The following is a 19,034-nucleotide window of genomic DNA, read 5'->3' on the forward strand; positions in this document are numbered from 1 at the left end:
GAACTCTAAAATCGAAAATTAGATTAACCTAAGAAAGGGTATCTGTAATCTTCTGGAGTTACAAATGTTTCTTTGATAGTTCTTGGAGAAGCCCAACGCAATAAGTTTAATGCAGAACCTGCTTTATCGTTAGTTCCAGAAGCTCTTGCTCCACCAAATGGCTGCATTCCTACAACAGCTCCAGTTGGTTTGTCATTGATATAGAAGTTACCAGCAGAGTTTTGCAATTTAGTTGTAGCAACTTCAATAGCGTAACGATCTTGGCTGAAAACTGCTCCTGTTAAAGCGTACTCAGAAGTGGTATCCACTAATTCAAGAGTTTCCTCCCATTTAGCATCTTCGTAAACATAAATCGTAATAACCGGTCCAAACAACTCAGTTTCCATTGTAGTATATTTAGGATTTGTAGTTACAATAACTGTTGGCTCAATAAAGTATCCTACAGATTTATCGTAATTTCCTCCAACGATGATTTCTGCATCAGCATCTTTTTTAGCTTGGTCGATATAACTTGCTAATTTGTCAAAAGAACCTTCATGGATAACTGCTGTAATGAAGTTTCCGAAATCTTCTGGAGAACCCATTTTCATAGATTTTACATCAGCAATTAATTGCTCTTTTACAGCTGGCCATAAACTTTGCGGAATATAAGCCCTAGAAGCTGCAGAACATTTTTGCCCTTGGAATTCAAAAGCTCCACGAGTAATTCCTGTAACTACTTGTTTTACGTTTGCGCTTGGGTGAGCAATGATAAAATCTTTACCTCCAGTTTCCCCAACGATTCTTGGATATGTTTTATAGTTGTGGATGTTTGCACCAATTTTAGCCCAAATATCTTTAAATACATGGGTTGATCCTGTAAAGTGGACACCAGCAAAATCACGGCTAGCCAAAACAGTATCAGTAATCATTAAAGCGTCTCCGAATACTACGTTGATAACACCGTCTGGAACTCCAGCTTCTTTGAAAACATCGATGATAACTTTTGCAGAGAATACTTGGCTATCACTTGGTTTCCAAACTACAACGTTACCCATCATAGCAGCACTTGCAGGAAGGTTTGCGGCGATCGCAGTAAAGTTGAATGGAGTAATAGCGTAAACAAAACCTTCTAATGGTCTGTATTCTACACGGTTCCAAACAGAAGAATCTGATTTTGGCTGATCGTTGTAGATTTGAGTCATGAACTCAACATTGTATCTTAAGAAGTCAATTAATTCACAAGAAGAATCAATTTCTGCTTGATGGATATTTTTAGACTGTCCAATCATTGTAGCAGCGTTGATACGAGCTCTGTATGGCCCAGCGATAAGTTCAGCAGCTTTTAAGAAAATAGCAGCACGCTGTTCCCATGCCATGTTTGCCCATTTTTTTCTTGCTTCAAGAGCATTGGCAATGGCGCTTTCAATATGTTGTTTTTCAGCTAAATGATATTTTCCAACTACGTGCTGGTGATCATGAGGAGCTGTAATGTTTCTTGTATTTCCAGTTCTAATTTCTTCGCTTCCAATATATAAAGGAACGTCAATTTGAGAATTCCACATTGTGGTATAAGCAGCCTGTACAGCAGCTTTTTCTGGTGAGTTTGGTGCGTAGCTCTTTACAGGCTCGTTTACCGCTTTTGGTACATGAAAAAATCCTTTAAGCATGTTATTTAAATTTGTGAATTAGACAATTTAAAGTTAGACTATTTGTTTTGTTACGAATAATCTAACGCTGCACAAAAGTACAAAGGATAAATTAATAAATTGACAATTTTATGATTAAGATAACGATAAAAGCTATAGATGTAAACTATATCTTAATTTAATGCAAAAGGAGCACACATTCTAAAAGTAGGAACAATTACTTTGAATGTTTTTGTTGTAGTAAAATTGATCATATTAAAATGACCTTTCATTGCGCCGTAAGGAGACGATAATAAACAGCCAGAACTGTAAGTATGGTTTTCACCAGGTTTTAAAACTGGTTTTTTACCAATTACACCTTCACCATCTACAACTTCTAAATCATTTAAAGAATCAAAAATTTCCCAATGGCGAGAAGTTAATTGTACAGAATCTTTACTATGATTTTCGATGGTAACTACGTAGCTAAAAGCAAAATGAATCTTGTAGTTTTTGAAGTATGTACCTTCAAAACTAGTCAAAACAGATATTTTTATGCCTCGTGTAATTTGAGAAACCATACTAACGCCGTATATATGTGAGTGTTATAGAGGCAAAGCTACAAAAAAAAATCGTTTAACCTAAAACCTTAACATTGTTTTAATTGACTATATTGATAGAGTTTGCATTTCCTTTTCCGATTACACGCTGATAACGGTCAGTAGCTTCTTTGTAATAAACCAAGATGGTGTACTCGTTTTCAGTCTGATAAAAGTTTCCATCAATGGCATTTTCAAAATCAACAACGCCTTTTTTATCGGCAACGGTATACTGAAAATTAGTAAAACCTTGCTTAATCATAATGGCTTTTTCAAAAACTCCTTTGTCGTTATTGTAGTCCATTTTATATTCTGGCGAAAGACTGTAGTTATTAAACATTCCAGAAATATAAATGTCTTTGTTCATTCTAAAAGCAGGAGCAGAGAGGCTGAAATAAACCCAAGCATAATCGGCTTCAATATCATTGTTGGAACCGTTAATATTTTTTACCACAAAATTTCCATTCACATCTTCATAATTAGTATAAATCTGATTACCTCTTGCGGCATTGGTATACAAAAACGAATTGTAGATATCGTTGTTCGAGCCTACTTTGGCTACATTATTACTAGCAGCTCTAATGTCTTTGTTTTCAAAATACAAAAACTCGTTTCCGCCCCAAAACTGGGTTTCTTTGTCGTATTTATAAACCAGCTGATTGCCAATGGTATATTGCGGAATAATGTTTTTTATCTCAGTATGAAAATTTCCGTTTTGCAATAAAAGCACCTTTACATTTTGCAACGGGGTTTGAAATACAATATCATTAGATAAAATAGCAAATTCAAGATTCTGCTTATAATCGATGTTGCTTAGGTTGCGGCTTCTTTTTACTTGTACTCCAACTGTACAATGGTTTTCATATAAAATGAATTTTCTCGAAAAAACAACTTCTCGGTCTTCATTCAGAATTCGCAGCATATAATTCCCCGAAAGCTTCAATAATTGCGTAAACTGGTTAGGAAAAGAAAGTCTGTAATGTGTATAAACCTGCAGTGTATTGAACGAATTCGAAAAATCGGTAATTCGCTGATTGTCCATACCAAAAATATAGTCGGTTTTTGGAATTTGCGTTGGAATCCAATTATAATCGCAATGAAGAACTTCAAAATAATAATTGGCTTCATTGCCAAACAAATCATCAAATTGAAAGGTAAATGCAGAGCCTAATTCAAAAATTGGCGGGACATTACTGCCATTTTGAATGAAAGAAGCAGTTTTAATATTATATGGAGGGTCGATTTCTTTTTCCTGAGCTTTCGCTAAAGTGAAAATAAAAAGAAAAATAAAGCTTGTATATAAAAATTTCGGCATCTTTAAACGTTGTAAGATTGTAAATATAACAATTTTATATAACGAAAAAGATGCCGTTCTATTGGATTTAACGATTAATTTCCTAAAATATACTCTAAGTTGCCTTCAATTTCATCATTGATATAACTTTCTTCTAAAAGCGAGTTAGACAATAATTTTTTGTTTTCCTGCAGTTTGATGATTTTTTCTTCAACTGTATTTTTAGAAATAAAACGAATCACATTTACCTTGTTCATTTGCCCGATTCTATGCGCACGTGCCACACCTTGTTTTTCGGCAAAAGGATTCCACCAAGGGTCCAAGAATAAAACATAAGAAGCTTTTGTAATATTCAAACCAACACCTCCCGCTTTAAGCGAAATAAAGAATAATAGCGGATTTTCTTTTTCTTGAAACATTTTAACCTGTTGTTCCCTTTTATCTGCAGGCGTTTCACCCGTAATTTCACAGAAATCTATTTTGTTTTCCTTGCACCAATCGGTGTAAAAATTTAAATTGGTAACAAACGAACTGAAAATGATGACTTTCTGTTTTGCTTTTACTAAGTTTTCAAGATAATTGGTAACCGCAATATATTTTCCAGAATCAACTTCAGATTCCTGATCGACCATTTTTGGATGGTTACTCAATTGTCTCAGCTTCATCAAAGTGTTAATGATGTTGATTTTGTCTGGACCAGAACCGTCAGTTTTAAGCAAGAAATTACGAGCTTTAGATTTCTCTTTCTCATATAATTTCTCCTGTTCAGGATCCATGTCGCAGTAATAAATCTGCTCTGTCAATTCTGGCAAATCTTTTAGAACCTGTTCTTTAGTTCGTCTTAAAATATATGGCGCGATGAGGTTTTTTAATTCTGCTAAAACTTCTTCATTTTGCTTTTTCTCAATCGGATTTTTGAAATTTTCCATAAAGAAAGCATAACTTCCTAAAATATCGGGATTGATAAACTGCATTTGCGACCATAAATCGTCAAGCGAATTTTCAATCGGCGTACCACTCAAAGCAATTTTATGGCCTGTGCTGATTTTATTTATGGCTTTAAAAATCTTAGAGTTTTTGTTTTTGATGTATTGACTTTCGTCCAAAATCAGATAGCGGAAATCGTATTTTTCTAAAATAGAAATATCTCGATGAATGATGCTGTAGCTTGTAAAAATCAAATCGGTCGAATTGATTCTGCTCGCTAGCATTTTTCTGTCATTACCCACATATTGCATTTTCGAAAAGTGCGGCGTGAATTTGCCAGCTTCATTAAACCAGTTAAAAACCAACGAAGACGGTAGAACGATTAAAGCCTTAAGCGGTTCTCTTTCAATCGTAGTTTCGTTGGCAAACAAATCAAAATTGGTAGTTTTAGTGGTAAAGCCTAATTGTTCTTGTACCGAAACCAAAACAGACAAAGTTTGCAATGTCTTTCCAAGTCCCATATCATCGGCCAAACATGCACCCATATTGGAATTGAAATGTCCTAAAAGCCATTTTACACCTTCAATTTGGTACGGCCTTAAAGTTGCTTTTATTAAGTCAGAACCAGTAAATTCGGCTTGATGAATTTGGTCTAAATCATTGTCAATTTCTGAAATTCCATCTAAAGCGGTAAAATTACTTTTGCGCAACAAAAGAATGCCATTTTCTGTTTTGGCTAATTTTGCCAGCGAACCGTATTTGCTGAACCATTCTAGCGGAATCAAAAAGTAGTTTCCGTCTGGCAATGCAAAAAGTCTTTGTTTGCTTTTTATGTTGGGAATAATTTCGCTGAAATTGATTTTATAATTTCCAACGGTAATTATTATTCTAATGTCGAACCAATCTCCAGCTGTTTCTTTTGAAGCAGAAATGGTATAGTTTTCCGTGACAATTTCTTTGCTTTCCAGTTTTAGGTTGTCAATAGTAAAACCTAAATTTTTCAGTTCTTCTTTATGGTCAATAATCAGCTGAATATTGATAAAAGGATCTGTGTTTTCTGCCTCTGAATTTAATCCAAATAACTCGTTTTTGATTTTGGTTAAACCAATCTCATTTAATTTTTTGATATATAAACTTTCTTCAAGATTTCTTTTAAACTGAATTATTTTAGGTTCATTGGGAACACTAAAATCTACAAAAGAATGTGTTTTTTTTGTTTTGCTCGCATCAAATGAATAGCCGTTATAATCAAAATAAAGATTAAGGTAATAGCAGTTTTTAAAGAAATCATGAATAGGCTGAATCGTGCAGGAAATAATTTTGTCACGAAGTTCAATCTCAAAACCTGTGGCTTCAATATCAATTTTCTTTGCGATTTGAGGAATAAAGCTTTTGAAGTAATCATCAACTAATTTTGATGGTATTTCAATAGATTTTTTCTTTAAAAAAGGCATCAGTTTTTTGGAGTTTAACTCTTTTAACTGCCCCAATTTTTTATTGATAATAAGCCAACCTGGTTCGTCTAAAAGGATGTCAACTTTGCTGTCTATTGGAGAGAAAACCGTTTCCTTTTCCTTTAAAGATAAAGTATAGGTAATGCCTTCTGAATGTTTGTCAAACTGAATCTGAGGCTCAAAATCAAGCGGATCAACGCTGACTCTTGAACGATAAAAATCTTTTTCGGGTCCAAGATTCAAAGACAGAGGAAATTGTTCTTTTACAATTAAATCGTAAAATGAACTTAAATTGAATTTAAGATGTTGACGAATGGCAAATTCAATTTTTGAATCTTTTTGTAAGTCAGCAATTGTTTTAGCGGACTTAATTTTAGCGCCAAATTTTTTAAAAATAAATTCAGGTTTAAGAGAATCGCAAGCTGTTAATATTCTTTTTGAATTGGAATCTAAATTATCAAAAGTGATTCCGAAACTTTCAAGTACATCAGGACTTGCTTTTTTGTCTAAATATTTGATTTCACTAGTATTCTCAACGATGTAGGCGGTTGGAATATAGACATTCAGATTTTTTTCCAAACTGATGTCAAAACAGAACTGAAATGATTTTGTAGGTTCCAAGATTTAGGGATTTGGTTAGGCTTGTAATTTAGATTTGGGCAAAAAAAATAAAAGGAGTTTTCAAATTATTACTATTTTGAAAACTCCTTTTAAATGAACTTATATCACTTATATGGTGAAAAAAATTAGTTTTCCTGTTTAAAGCAAAGCGGAATAATCTCGCCTTTTGCTAAACAGTATTTTTCAACTAATTCTGGTGCAATTTTGTTAGTGTAATCTTCTTCAATTACAATAAAACCAATACTTCTTAATTTATCGAAATAATCGCGTCCGTAAACACGAACGTGATCGTATTGTCCGAAGATTTTAGCGCGTTCTTTCTGGTCTGTAATCGAATCATCTGCAAAAGTAACTTCGCGAGATAAATCTTGAGGAATTTGAAGAATCGCCATTCCGCCTGGTTTTAAAACTCTGTATAATTCCTGCATTGCTTTTGTGTCGTCTGGAATGTGTTCTAAAACGTGATTACATAAAATAACGTCATATTCATTGTCTTTGAAAGGCAAATTACAGATATCTGCTTTTACATCGGCCAATGGAGAAAGTAAATCAGTTGTGGTGTAATCTAAGTTTTTCTGTTTGCGGAATCTTTTATAAAAAGCTTGTTCTGGAGCAAAATGCAATACTTTTTTAGGCGCTGTAAAAAAATCAGTTTGATCGTTTAAATACAGCCAAAGTAAACGATGTCTCTCTAAAGAAAGGGTGCTTGGCGAAAGCACGTTATTACGTTGTTTTCCGTATCCGTAAGGTAAAAACGATTTAAAGCTTTTTCCATCAATTGGATCTGTAAATTTATCTCCTTTTAAAGAGAAAGCTAAAATTGGTCGCGCCACGTAACTCAAACGAATTAATAATGGACGCGGGATAGTGTTAAGGACTAATTTAAAAAGTTTTTTCACAGGTTTGATTCGGGGTTGTATTTATACGATTAAGGGAATTTGTCTGAATTCGTCTTCTTCATTGCTCTCAATTCCAAGAGCTTTATAGATGTATTTAAAAGTCGATAATAACTCAGGCTTTCCATCAACTAAGGCAACGTCATGCTCAAAATGCGCACTTGGTTTTCCGTCAGCAGTCAAAATTGTCCAGCCGTCTTTTAGTTGTTTGATATTTCTAGTTCCCATGTTGATCATAGGTTCAATTGCTACAACCATTCCTTCAACAAAAAGCTTTCCGCGTCCGCGTTTTCCGTAATTTGGCATTTCTGGCTCTTCGTGCATTTTTTGCCCAACACCATGTCCAACCAATTCACGAACTACTCCGTAACCATGAGCTTCAGTATATTTTTGAATCGCATTTCCAACATCTTCTACGCGATTTCCTGCTTTAAATTCTCTAATTCCAACGTAAAGAGATTCTTTAGTTACCTGCAAAAGTTTTTTTACTTCAGGAGCAACTTCTCCAATTTCGAAACTGTAAGCATGGTCTCCGTGGAAACCATTTTTAAAAGCGCCACAGTCAACCGAAATAACATCACCGTTTTTAAGAGGAATATTATTAGGAATACCGTGAACAACCTGAGCGTTTGGACTCATACAAAGCGAATTCGGGAAATCGTACAATCCAAGGAAACTTGGAACTGCACCGTGATCACGAATAAATTCTTCGGCTAATTTGTCAAGATATAATGTGGTAACTCCTTCTTTAATTTCAGAAGCAATCATTCCTAATGTTTTTGATACGATTAAAGCACTTTCGCGCATTAATTCGATTTCCTCTCTAGTTTTCTGGATAATCATATTTTTCCCATTTTCAGTTGGCAAAAGTACAATTTTTAATTAAAATTTTTCGCCACGAATTCACGAATTATCTCAAAACAAAATTTTTAAAAAAAGTGTTTCACAAATCAATTAATTAATTTTTGAAGAAAATTCGTGAATTGCTTCGGCAGTCACTTCGTTCGAGTCGTGGCTATCAAAACAATCAATAGAGTTAACGTGTTTCAGAAAAAAGCCATAAATTAGTAATACAAACGCTTATAATTATGGAAACTATTATAAATCGAGATATTGCCAAAGTAAAAGCGCTGAAGAAAATGAAGCGAAATGCTTTGGGGCTTTTGGGCGTCGCAGTGTTGTTATTTATAATTGCTATTTACTTTAAAATTCCGATGCTTCAGGCTTTTAGTGAAGCCGCGATGGTGGGCGGAATCGCCGATTGGTTTGCTGTCGTGGCATTATTTCGCCATCCAATGGGAATACCGATTTGGCATACGGCAATTATTCCGACTAAGAAAAATGAAATTGGAGAGAACTTAGGAAATTTTGTATCTGAAGAGTTTTTAGATAGAGAAAAATTAGAAATAAAATTAGACGAATTCAATTTTGCAACTAAAGCTTCAGATTGGCTTTCGAAAGAAGAAAATGCAAATAAAATTGCCAATGCAGTTGCTGTAAATGTAATTCCGGGAATTTTACGAACGATAAAAGATGAAGATGTCAGAAGGTTTATTCAGGTTCAGTTTGCGGCAAAAATTGAAGGAATAAATTTTGGAGATTGGGTGGCGCTGGCATTAGAACCTTTGCAAAAAGGTAATTTGAAAAATCAGATGCTAACGAATCTTTTGGAAGTTATGAGCACCGAATTGACTGCTAATAAAGATCTGATTAGGCACAAAGTAAAAGCATCTACTCCGTTTTTAAGCTTCGGATTGGCTGATAAAAGTATTACAGAAGGCGTTTTTAATGGTTTACAGGATTTTTTGAATGAAGCTAAAAAGCCAGAAAGCGCTGTACATCTAAAAATTGACGAATACATTTTTAATTTCTTGGAAAAGGTAAAAAACTCAGAAGAGATGAGAGTTAAAATTAACGATATGATTTTGAGTTTTGTTGGCAAAAAAGAAGTGCAGGATTATATCAATAGCATTTGGGATGAAATTAAATTATCAATTACGAATGATTTAAATAAAGGTGATGATTCTTCGATTAAAAATAATATTGCAGCATTGATTCAGACTTTTGGAAACGGAATTAAAGAAGATCCTATAATGATTGATAAAATAAACAGCTTTATTAAAAATGATTTGCTTTCGATGCTTTTAAATAACAAAAAAGTAATTGGAGATTTGATTTCGTCAACCGTAAAAAGCTGGGATGGAAAGGAAGTGTCTGAAAAATTGGAACTAGAAATAGGAAAGGATCTTCAATACATTAGAATCAATGGAACCTTGGTAGGTGGGTTTATTGGTCTTGTAATTTATGGAGTGGAGCAATTGTATCATTTGATTATTATGTAATATCCGCAATGACAAAAATGAGTAAAAACAAAAAGAGGCAAATTTTAAAATTTGCCTCTTTTTTGAGTTCTATTTTTTTTTAAAATGAACTTATATCACTTATATGGTTTTAAAAAATTACAAAAGTGAATGACAAGTCATTGCATTTGGCTGCTGAATGCCCATTAACTCTAAAATAGTAGGAGCAATGTCACCTAAAACGCCATCTTGAATGCTTTTCAGTTGTTTATCAACCAAAATAATCGGCACTGGGTTTGTTGTGTGAGCCGTATTTGGAGAACCATCAGGGTTAATCATGGTTTCGCAGTTTCCGTGGTCAGCGATTACGATTGTTGTATAATCATTTGCAAGAGCAGCGTCGATTACTTTTTTCGCGCAAGCGTCAACAGCTTCACAAGCTTTAATTGCTGCTTCCATAATTCCGGTATGTCCAACCATGTCTCCGTTTGCGAAGTTCAGACAAACGAAATCAACTTCGCCTTTGTTCAATTCTGGTACAAGAGCATCAGCCAATTCGTAAGCGCTCATTTCTGGTTTCAAATCATAGGTGGCTACTTTTGGAGAGTTTCTTAAGATTCTTTCTTCGCCTTCAAAAGGAGTTTCTCTACCTCCAGAGAAGAAGAATGTTACGTGCGGATATTTTTCAGTTTCGGCAATTCTGATTTGTTTTTTGCCTGCTTTTTCTAAAACCTCACCAAGAGTTTCGGTGATATTATCTTTGTTGTAAACTACTTTTACGTTTTGGTATGTTTCATCGTAGTTTGTCAATGTTACATAATATAGGTTTAGTTTGTGCATGTTCTGCTCGTGGAAATCTTGCTGAGAAAGCGCTTCAGTAAGTTCACGACCTCTGTCTGTTCTAAAGTTAAAGAAAATTACAACATCGCCTTCGACAATAGTAGCAAGAGGTTTTGCATTTTCGTCAACGATAACAACAGGCTCGATAAATTCGTCAGTAACATCTTTTTCGTAGCTTGACAAAACACTTGCAACAGCATTTGTTGATGGAGTTCCAACACCGTTTACAACTAAGTCGTAGGCTAATTTTACTCGTTCCCAACGTTTGTCACGATCCATCGCATAATAACGTCCAACGATAGAAGCAATTTTTACAGGAGTATCTTTAATATAGTCTTCTAAATCGTGAATATATTTTGCTCCAGATTTTGGGTCAACATCACGTCCGTCTGTAAAAGCGTGAACATAAACCTGATCTAAACCGTATTCTTGCGAAGCATCGATTAGTCCGCGAAGGTGTGAAGTATGTGAGTGGACACCACCATCTGAAACTAATCCTAAAAAGTGTACTTTTTTATTGTTGTTTTTGGCATACGTAAAAGCATCAATTAAAACTTGCTCTTTTGCCAAAGTTTTGTGTTCTACAGCTAAATTTATTTTGGCTAAATCTTGGTATACAATTCTTCCTGCGCCTAGATTCATGTGTCCAACCTCGCTATTTCCCATTTGCCCTTCAGGAAGACCAACATTTAATCCGTCAGTTCTAAGCTGTGCGCTTGGGTAATTTTTATAAAGACTGTTTATAAAAGGAACATTTGCATTGTCTATTGCAGATACTTTAGGGTCAGGAGATTTTCCCCAACCATCCAAAATCATAAGGATAACTTTTTTGTTCATTGCATTTTTGTTTTCTACAAATATAAGGCATTTCTAAAGTTTGAAACCTGAGGAATGTTACATTTATATTTAATAAAATGAACTATAAAAAAAAATATTGATTTAATTGAAGAAGCCTTTATTTTTTAAAATTAATTCACGCTAAGCTCTTTTTCTGATCTTATTTTTGACAGCATTGTAGTCGATAAAGTATTTTACGCTAACGGAAAAGATGTGCTTTAAGGCATCATTGTTTAATAGTCCTGCTACATTGTGTCTGAAATCTTTATCAATAACTCGTTCAAAATTAGAGGCATTGTTTCTATATAAAGCAGAAATCTGACTCCCTGGCGCGAACCACCAAGAATAAGACAAATCGGCATTCCAAGAATAAAAGCTTGAATTTTTATTGGTAGTATATTGTGGATACGGACTAAGTTCTCCATTTGGTTCTAAAGCCAGAATGTCTTTATTATCAGCATAAGACCAATATTGGCGGACAGCCAGATTTATAGTCATAGCGCTGTTTATAGCATATTTGCCTCCTAATGTATTAGAATACGTAATAACATTTCGGTTGGCAAAAACAATATCATTTGGAGTGGCTTTGTTATCATCGCCATCAACCTGATCGATGTAGCCTTTATTATTGTTTTTTCGAATATAGCTAAAGAAATAAGTTAGCAATAATTTGTCGCTGAAACGATATCTTGGACCAATATCAAATCCGTATGTAATACGATCAGATTCATCAAACACATTAAAAGTTCCATTGAGATCAATTGCAAATTTGTGGTTATAATTGGTTGAAATGCTTCCCCAAGTTTCTATTTTTCTCGGAATTGTTACATATCTGTTTTCCGCGCGCGGTTCATAATAATCATTGATTTCTAATGGGTAAAACGTAATGTCTGTTCCGTAATAATTATTTTTTACTGTTGTTAAATTTAAATTCGCATTAATATTATTGTCTTGTAATTTTCCAGATTCTTTATTGAATTCGGTATACATATTATAGTTAATTCTAAACGTGTTGAATTTTTTTGTCGGATTTAAAATTCTATAATTGGCATTTCCGTAAATGTTGTAATAATTCGTGTAGAAATTAATGCCTAGATCATTAGGGTCGTAATCTTTAGTTACAAAATCAGAACCTATGCTATATCTATAATTTCCGCTCGTTTCGGCCAAAGTTATTGTCGAAAAAACACCGCTTTTATCTTTGATGTCATTTATTAAACTGTATTTTACATTTCCGAATAGACTATAAGTATTGGCTTTTGTATTTAAGTCCCAAGCCAGACCTGTTACGTTGGCATCTCTAGAATGTCCGTTGCGGCTAACATTTGTATTAATAAAAGTAACCGACGAATTTTTTCTGAAACGCTGGTCTAAAACCAAAACATTATAATTGGTGAGTGTCTCTACAATTGCACGTCTTGTTTCTCCGCTTTCAGTATTTTTTATGGTAGCAAAAGTTTTTTCTGTAACGGCGTTTAAAACACCAATTCCAAGCCCGTTTTTTGTTCTTCCTGATAATTTTAAGGCATTAACCAAATTTACAGCTGCGGGCAATTCTGTAATTTCTTCGTTTTCATTTAATGAAGGATCTATGGATGGAGCGCCTCCAATTCTTCGAGAATAAAATGTATTTCCTTTGCTGAACAAGTCTGTTCCTTCTGTAAAAAACGCTCTATTTTCGTTAAATTTCTGTTCAAAAGGCCCAAGATTTAAAATCTGATCGTCATATTTGGTCTGTCCAAAATCTGGAATTAAAATGGCATCAATAGTAAAAGCATCAGTTATGCCATATTTAATATCCATTCCTCCTTTAATTGTTCCGTATGTTTTTTGTCCGTCTGCAGCGTTTAGGTAATATGATGCATAAGGCATAAAAAACAGTCGGGTAGGAGGTTTAATGTTTTGAATTCCTTCCAGAGTTCCTGCCTGCTGTGTAAAAGTTCCAATCTTTCTGTCAACAAAATTCCAAGTATACTTAAAACGGTCACGTTTAATTTCTCTGAAAAAATTAATTCCCCAGATTTGTTTGTTTTCTCCAGAAAAACGCAATGCCGAGTATGGAATTTTCATCTCGACAATCCATCCGTTTTCTGCTATAGCTGCTTTACTGATCCAGACCGCATCCCAAGAATAGTCTTCGCCATTTGCATCGGTCATAATGCAATCGCCTTGAACATCGGCTGCAGAGACATAAAACATAAAATCTTGCTGGCCGTCATTAAAACCATTTATAAAAACACCAAAAAGATCTGCGGTTCCAAAATTATCGCGCTGAGAGATTTCCTTTAAAATTTTTGAAGGTTCGTCATCATACATCATTGCTCCAATATAAACCGCATCGTTGTTATATATGACTCTGACTTCAGTACGTTTTTCATACGGAATAGCTTTTCCGTTGTCTGGTTCTAGCATGATAAAGTCTGTAGCAACCGGTACGCCTTCCCATGCAGGCTCATCTAGTTTTCCATCAATAGATATGGTATGCGAAGTTACTTGCGCCTGAATTGACTTTTTTTGGCCATAACTCCATATAGAGAATAATAGAAAATAGAATAATATGATTTTTTTCATTGGTTTTTTGATGCGAAATAAAGTGCAAATGTATTTTTTATAGTAGCAATAGACTCAATTTTGTTGTACTTGTTACAGTTTCGGTTTCTAGATTCTTCATTTAGTTTTGGTTTTTTTAAGAAACCGTTTAAAATGTTGTGATTTTTAAAGTAAGATAAAATCTTACATAAAAAGCAAATTTGTGTTAATAATGTTAAAGTTTAAGCAAAAAAGCCTTGAAAATCAGACTTGTATTTTGCAAAGCATGAATTTTTTATATTTTTGCGATACCCAAATTTTTTGTTTAACCTAAAGAAATTCAATGATTTACAAAATTTATCCGTTATTTGTGTTTTTGCTATTGTCTTTTGGAAAAGATTCAAAAAACACAGCCGATCTTAAAAAAAATGCCATTGTAAAGACGATTGCTAAAGTCGAAAAAGTTACAGTAGATTCTAAAATCGAGAGCGTTTATAACTCATTAAATTCAAACAACTTTAAAATGCCTGAGCTTAAAACTTTCTCAGAAGCTTTAAAAGGATTTTATTTGTTGAAAGAAAGAGGAGTAATCAAAAAAAACATCCTGACACTAATTGATTTTAGTTTGTCATCAAACACTAAGCGTTTGTGGGTGATTGATCTAACAAGTAATACCATTTTGTTTAATTCTCTTGTGGCTCACGGTAGAAATACTGGTGACGAATTTGCTTCGGCATTTTCAAATCTCAATTCATCATTTAAAAGCAGTTTAGGTTTTTATGCAACTGGTGAAATTTATCAAGGAAAACATGGTGCTTCATTGCGTTTAGATGGTTTAGAGAATGGCGTAAATGACAATGCTCGTGAAAGAGGCGTTGTAATGCATGGTGCAGATTATGTGTCTGAATCTTTCATCAGAAATCATAAAAGATTAGGCAGAAGTCAAGGCTGTCCAGCAGTTCCCGTTGAATTGACAAACGAAATTATTCAATTAATAAAAGACAAATCGTGTTTATATATCTATCATCCTTCAAGAAGTTTTGCGATGGAGGAGAGGCTAATTTCTTAATTGCTTATATAAATCCGAATCTAAATCATAAATATCAGCTCTAAAAATGAGCTGATTTTTTTTGCTCCATGCTGTCCAATACCATTGATACAAAGCATATTTTTTGGTAATCTTGAAACTCATTGTTGTTTTACTCGCAATAATAGTATCAATTCTATCTTGTGGCCAATTCCCATCAACATCTAATATATGTTGGGCAAGTTCTAACGGATTTTCAACACGCACACAGCCAGAACTCATAGAACGGTTGTTGCGTCCAAAAATATTGCGGTGGTTGGTATCGTGAAGATATACGCTGTGATGATTTGGAAACAAAATTTTCATTAATCCTAATGAATTATCGTAACCTGGACTTTGCACATAACGGTAATTGTTAGGTTTATTTTCATTCCAAGCCATCGGAGAAACTACCTTTCCTGCAGTATCATAAATAGTAATGTTTTTATTAGCCAGATAATTTCGATTCCTTTTCATTGCCGGAACCACGTCTTCTTTTAAGATTGTTGGAGGAACGGTCCAAGTCGGATTAAAAACAACTGTTTTTAAAAAAGAAGTAATTATAGGTGTTCTTCTTTTGCTTGTTCCAACGACAACATTTCTAACCAGAGTGGTGTCCTTATTTTCAACAACATTTAAACTGTAATCGGGAATGTTGATGATAAAATAATTTTCAGCCAATTCTGATGGATACCACCTCCAGCGCTCCAAATTGGCAATAATCTGTTTTTTTCTTTCTTCTTTAGAATAGTTCAAAGCCCGAATAGTTCCAGCTCCGATAACCCCGTCAGAAGCTAGACCGTGCCTTTCTTGGAATCTTTTTATTGCCTCAAAAGTCTTGTGGTTGTAAATATTGCTAAGACTGTCTTTTCCAGTCATATCATTCCAATACAAAAGCCTTTTTTTAATGTTTGTTAAAGCGGGATTGGTATCGTTTAAAACAATTTTATTAGTTGCTTCAATGGTGTTTATTTTGTCATCAGGAAAAGTATTGATGATTTCCAGCGCTTTTAGGAGCTCTTTATAGGTTTGTGTTTTAGGCTGAATGTTTTCGACAATGCTGTCTAATTTATTTTTGTTGAATCCTTTAATTAAAACAGAATTCACATCAAATTCTTTTTCGTCCAAATCCCAATTGGTATACAATTTCTTAGGATCTAGTTTTCCTTTATAGATATGGTTTAGAAATTTTTCAAAATTAAAAGTCAGCAAAATATCATACTTAGCTAAATCTTTATCGTTTAACGAAGCGACTTTACTTTCGAATTTTTTTAGTTGAGATATTTTATAATCTTCTGGTTCTAAGCCTAGCTCTTCAGATTTTTCTAATTGCGATAAAACAAAAGTCCTCTTTTTAAGATTTCCCCATACGGTTTGATTCTCAGATGCGGCGTAAAACTGTTTTATGGTTTCATTTTTATAAGTTCCTATTAATGCTGTGTCTATTTCAACTGTTCTCTCGTCGGTAAGTATAATTGCTGGCACCTTTTTTTTGACAATAGGTGCGGGTTTCGGGTCTTCTTTTTTACAGCCCAGAAAAAGGCATATTACTACTAATGAGTAAAGTTTTTTCATTTTATAATTTTTTAAACATCAAATGTGTTCGTCAACATCTAATCGCAAATGCTTCACCAAGTATTTGGTTATTCATCTTTTGATGGGTTCCAAAACAGCCATCCCTCGAATCTGAGCTTGATTTTGAGCGGCAAATATAGGATTGATTTTTTCGAATAACGAAATAATTCCTGTTAAATTTTCGTTTTCAAATAAACCGAAATGATGCGTAGATTCTAGGTCGTCTCCTTCAAAGACACAGCTTTCTATAGGTTTTTCTTTTCTTAAAACAGGTTGACGAACAGTATAAGTTTCTTTTGATGGAATTTCTCTGATTGTAATCATGATTTTTTGAAAAAATAATGCTTTTATAACTTTTTAATTTTAAATAAGTTATGAAAAAATGTTGAATTTTATTGATTTTTTTTGCCCAAAAGCTTGTTTTGAACTGAACTTTCTTTCTATATTTGCACAACCAATGCGAAAGTAGCTCAGTTGGTAGAGCTCCAGCCTTCCAAGCTGGTTGTCGCGAGTTCGAGCCTCGTCTTTCGCTCTAAAAGTAAACACGTTTTACTTATGTGAGAATAAAATTTTTGATTTTTATTTTGTTTTAAAGATTAAATTTTTTAGTTTTGCACCCGATTAATGCGAAAGTAGCTCAGTTGGTAGAGCTCCAGCCTTCCAAGCTGGTTGTCGCGAGTTCGAGCCTCGTCTTTCGCTCTTCAAAAGCCTCAAACATTTGTTTGAGGCTTTTTTGTTTTTAGACTAGACGTAAATTCCAATATTTTTAAAATTCCAAATTCCAATTCTGTATTCGTTATGTTGACTTAATTTTGGAATTTGGAATTTAAAAATTGGGATTTTATTTCAAATTGCTCAAATCGCTTTCTGTTTCTAATTCCTGAGCTTCTTGATTTTGTTGGAACAAACGAGCAGACAAATTTCCTTTCAAAGTAATTTTTTCGCCTTTAACTTCCAGCCAACTTCCTTCTCTTAAACCTAAAACAGGAATTGAATTGAAAGCATGGAATTCTTTGATTCTTGTTTCGCGAGTTTCTCCCATGTGCTTAGATTGTAAATCGGCATCCAGATAATGCGGATTTAAGTTAAAAGGGATTAATCCTAAAGTTTGAAAACTCGGTGGATAAATAATAGGCATGTCGTTTGTGGTCTGCATTGATAAACCGCAAATGTTGCTTCCAGCGCTTGAGCCAAGATAAGGTGTGCCGTTTTTTACGGTTTCAGAAAGCAGTTGCATAATGTTGTTTTTATAAAGTTGGGTTACCAATAAAAAAGTATTGCCTCCTCCAGTAAAAATTCCCTCAGCATTTTTTACAGCGTCCTGCAGATTTTCAAATTCATGAATGCCTTTAACATTTATATTGATTGTGCTAAAAGCTTCCGAAGCTTTTTGAGTGTACTCCTCATGCGAAATACCGCTAGGACGAGCATACGGAATGAATAAGATGGTTTTGCAATTTTTAAAATGTGTTGCTAAAGTGGGTAGGAGATATTCTAAGTAGTTGCCTCCGTGTAAAGTAGAAGTGCTTGCAATGATAATGCTTTTCATGATTTTTAAACTCAAATTTTGTTTGTTAAAGATATTAAAAACTCTGTTTTTGTTGGGATTTTTTAATATTTTAATTAACATATTTTTACCATGTCATTAATATTAAATTTGGAACGACTTAAGATATTTTTACCGTTTTAAGAATATTTTTAAATTATTTTATTTTGTTTCAGAAAATTAGTTGTTTTTTAATTGTTGTGGCAGGTCAGGTTTGCTGGTCACAAAGCCAGGATCGCTCTGTTTTTAATGGTAAAGTGGTTTCGAACACTTCTGATTTGGAAGGTATTTATGTAATCAATGCGCAAACAGAAGAAACTGTCACAACAGATGCTTCTGGATCTTTTACGATTTTGGCAAAAGCAGATGATGTTCTGGTTTTCTCTTCAATAAGCTTTAAAGAAAAAAGGGTTTTGCTGAAACAAGAAGATTTTTCAAATCTTAACTTTTCTGTCAATCTTACTATGGTCATGTATCAATTGCAAGAGGTTGTAGTAAAGCGATACGATAATATTAATGCTGAAAGTTTAGGGATAATACCTTTGGGGCAAAAGAAATACACTGCGGCAGAGCGAAAATTACAGACGGCGACAGCACTAAATGCTACAGCAGATGCCGGTATGATGGCTGGAGGTTCTGTTTCTGCAGATCCGCTGCTGAATTTTTTCTCGGGAAGAACTGCGATGCTTAAGAAAGAGGTTGCTGTTGAGAAGAAAGAATTTTTTATGAAACTTCTTGAAAACATGTTTAGTCTGGAGCATTTTATCGATCGATTAAAAATTCCGGCAGATTATGTAAAAGGCTTTGAATATTATGCTGTGGAAAATGACAAATTTACTGCCATTTTGAATTCAAAAAATAAAACTTCTACAGAATTTCTTTTAGGAGAATTGGCTGTAAAGTATAAAGAAATGATTGCTGGTGAGAATAAATAGTATTATAT

Annotated in this window: 14 protein-coding genes and 2 tRNA genes; 5 read left to right on the forward strand and 11 right to left on the reverse strand. The window is 34.0% G+C overall.

The window, feature by feature from the left end; all coding sequences use genetic code 11:
* Positions 1–23: 23 nt before the first annotated feature.
* The 6 genes from pruA to map all read right to left on the reverse strand — a co-directional run bounded on the left by pruA (position 24) and on the right by map (position 8,241).
* Positions 24–1,649 (reverse strand): L-glutamate gamma-semialdehyde dehydrogenase, encoded by a 1,626-nt coding sequence (pruA, locus tag GR162_RS03700; protein WP_160781029.1) that lies wholly within the window; start codon positions 1,647–1,649, stop codon positions 24–26.
* A 152-nt stretch (positions 1,650–1,801) separates the two neighbouring features.
* Complete coding sequence (apaG, locus tag GR162_RS03705; RefSeq protein ID WP_008467225.1) at positions 1,802–2,188, reverse strand: Co2+/Mg2+ efflux protein ApaG; 387 nt, start codon at positions 2,186–2,188, stop codon at positions 1,802–1,804.
* Between the two features lie 79 nt (positions 2,189–2,267).
* Complete coding sequence (locus GR162_RS03710; protein ID WP_160781030.1) at positions 2,268–3,521, reverse strand: DUF5103 domain-containing protein; 1,254 nt, start codon at positions 3,519–3,521, stop codon at positions 2,268–2,270.
* 74 nt (positions 3,522–3,595) lie between these two features.
* Positions 3,596–6,502: a DEAD/DEAH box helicase gene (locus GR162_RS03715; RefSeq protein ID WP_160781031.1), complete on the reverse strand. Its 2,907-nt coding sequence runs from the start codon at positions 6,500–6,502 to the stop codon at positions 3,596–3,598.
* 125 nt (positions 6,503–6,627) lie between these two features.
* Positions 6,628–7,401: a class I SAM-dependent methyltransferase gene (locus GR162_RS03720; protein WP_008467221.1), complete on the reverse strand. Its 774-nt coding sequence runs from the start codon at positions 7,399–7,401 to the stop codon at positions 6,628–6,630.
* A gap of 21 nt (positions 7,402–7,422) precedes the next feature.
* Entirely contained in the window at positions 7,423–8,241 is an 819-nt protein-coding gene (gene map / locus GR162_RS03725) for a type I methionyl aminopeptidase (RefSeq protein WP_008467219.1), read from the reverse strand.
* Between the two features lie 245 nt (positions 8,242–8,486).
* On the opposite strand from map, the gene GR162_RS03730 reads away from it, so the two are divergent.
* Positions 8,487–9,740, forward strand: coding sequence for a DUF445 domain-containing protein (locus GR162_RS03730; protein WP_160781032.1), 1,254 nt, complete (start codon positions 8,487–8,489; stop codon positions 9,738–9,740).
* Between the two features lie 117 nt (positions 9,741–9,857).
* Here GR162_RS03730 and gpmI read toward each other — a convergent pair whose 3' ends face one another.
* Both gpmI and GR162_RS03740 read right to left on the reverse strand, forming a co-directional pair.
* Positions 9,858–11,375 (reverse strand): 2,3-bisphosphoglycerate-independent phosphoglycerate mutase, encoded by a 1,518-nt coding sequence (gene gpmI, locus GR162_RS03735; protein WP_160781033.1) that lies wholly within the window; start codon positions 11,373–11,375, stop codon positions 9,858–9,860.
* A 141-nt stretch (positions 11,376–11,516) separates the two neighbouring features.
* On the reverse strand, positions 11,517–13,946 hold the full coding sequence (locus GR162_RS03740; RefSeq protein ID WP_160781034.1) for a DUF5916 domain-containing protein: 2,430 nt from the start codon (positions 13,944–13,946) through the stop codon (positions 11,517–11,519).
* Between the two features lie 301 nt (positions 13,947–14,247).
* Between GR162_RS03740 and GR162_RS03745 the strand changes: the two genes are divergently transcribed.
* Complete coding sequence (locus GR162_RS03745; protein WP_160781035.1) at positions 14,248–14,973, forward strand: murein L,D-transpeptidase catalytic domain family protein; 726 nt, start codon at positions 14,248–14,250, stop codon at positions 14,971–14,973.
* Here GR162_RS03745 and GR162_RS03750 read toward each other — a convergent pair.
* Positions 14,962–16,545: a murein L,D-transpeptidase gene (locus GR162_RS03750; RefSeq protein WP_160781036.1), complete on the reverse strand. Its 1,584-nt coding sequence runs from the start codon at positions 16,543–16,545 to the stop codon at positions 14,962–14,964. The two genes, GR162_RS03745 and GR162_RS03750, sit on opposite strands and share 12 nt — an antisense overlap.
* Before the next feature lie 72 nt (positions 16,546–16,617).
* Complete coding sequence (locus GR162_RS03755; RefSeq protein WP_160781037.1) at positions 16,618–16,869, reverse strand: hypothetical protein; 252 nt, start codon at positions 16,867–16,869, stop codon at positions 16,618–16,620.
* A 135-nt stretch (positions 16,870–17,004) separates the two neighbouring features.
* On the opposite strand from GR162_RS03755, the gene GR162_RS03760 reads away from it, so the two are divergent.
* Together GR162_RS03760 and GR162_RS03765 are read left to right on the forward strand one after the other, a co-directional pair.
* A tRNA-Gly gene (locus tag GR162_RS03760) sits at positions 17,005–17,077 on the forward strand.
* Between the two features lie 94 nt (positions 17,078–17,171).
* Positions 17,172–17,244 (forward strand) — tRNA-Gly (locus GR162_RS03765).
* A 142-nt stretch (positions 17,245–17,386) separates the two neighbouring features.
* Here the strand turns inward: GR162_RS03765 and pepE are convergent.
* The gene (gene pepE, locus GR162_RS03770; protein WP_160781038.1) at positions 17,387–18,094 is read right to left on the reverse strand and encodes a dipeptidase PepE; all 708 of its coding nucleotides are present in this window, start codon (positions 18,092–18,094) and stop codon (positions 17,387–17,389) included.
* A 164-nt stretch (positions 18,095–18,258) separates the two neighbouring features.
* On the opposite strand from pepE, the gene GR162_RS03775 reads away from it, so the two are divergent.
* Positions 18,259–19,026 carry a carboxypeptidase-like regulatory domain-containing protein gene (locus GR162_RS03775; protein WP_160781039.1) on the forward strand — a complete coding sequence of 256 codons (768 nt, stop codon included), beginning with the start codon at positions 18,259–18,261 and terminating at the stop codon, positions 19,024–19,026.
* Positions 19,027–19,034: the final 8 nt, after the last annotated feature.

The sequence above is a fragment of the Flavobacterium sp. HBTb2-11-1 genome (assembly GCF_009826975.1).
GTDB lineage: Bacteria > Bacteroidota > Bacteroidia > Flavobacteriales > Flavobacteriaceae > Flavobacterium.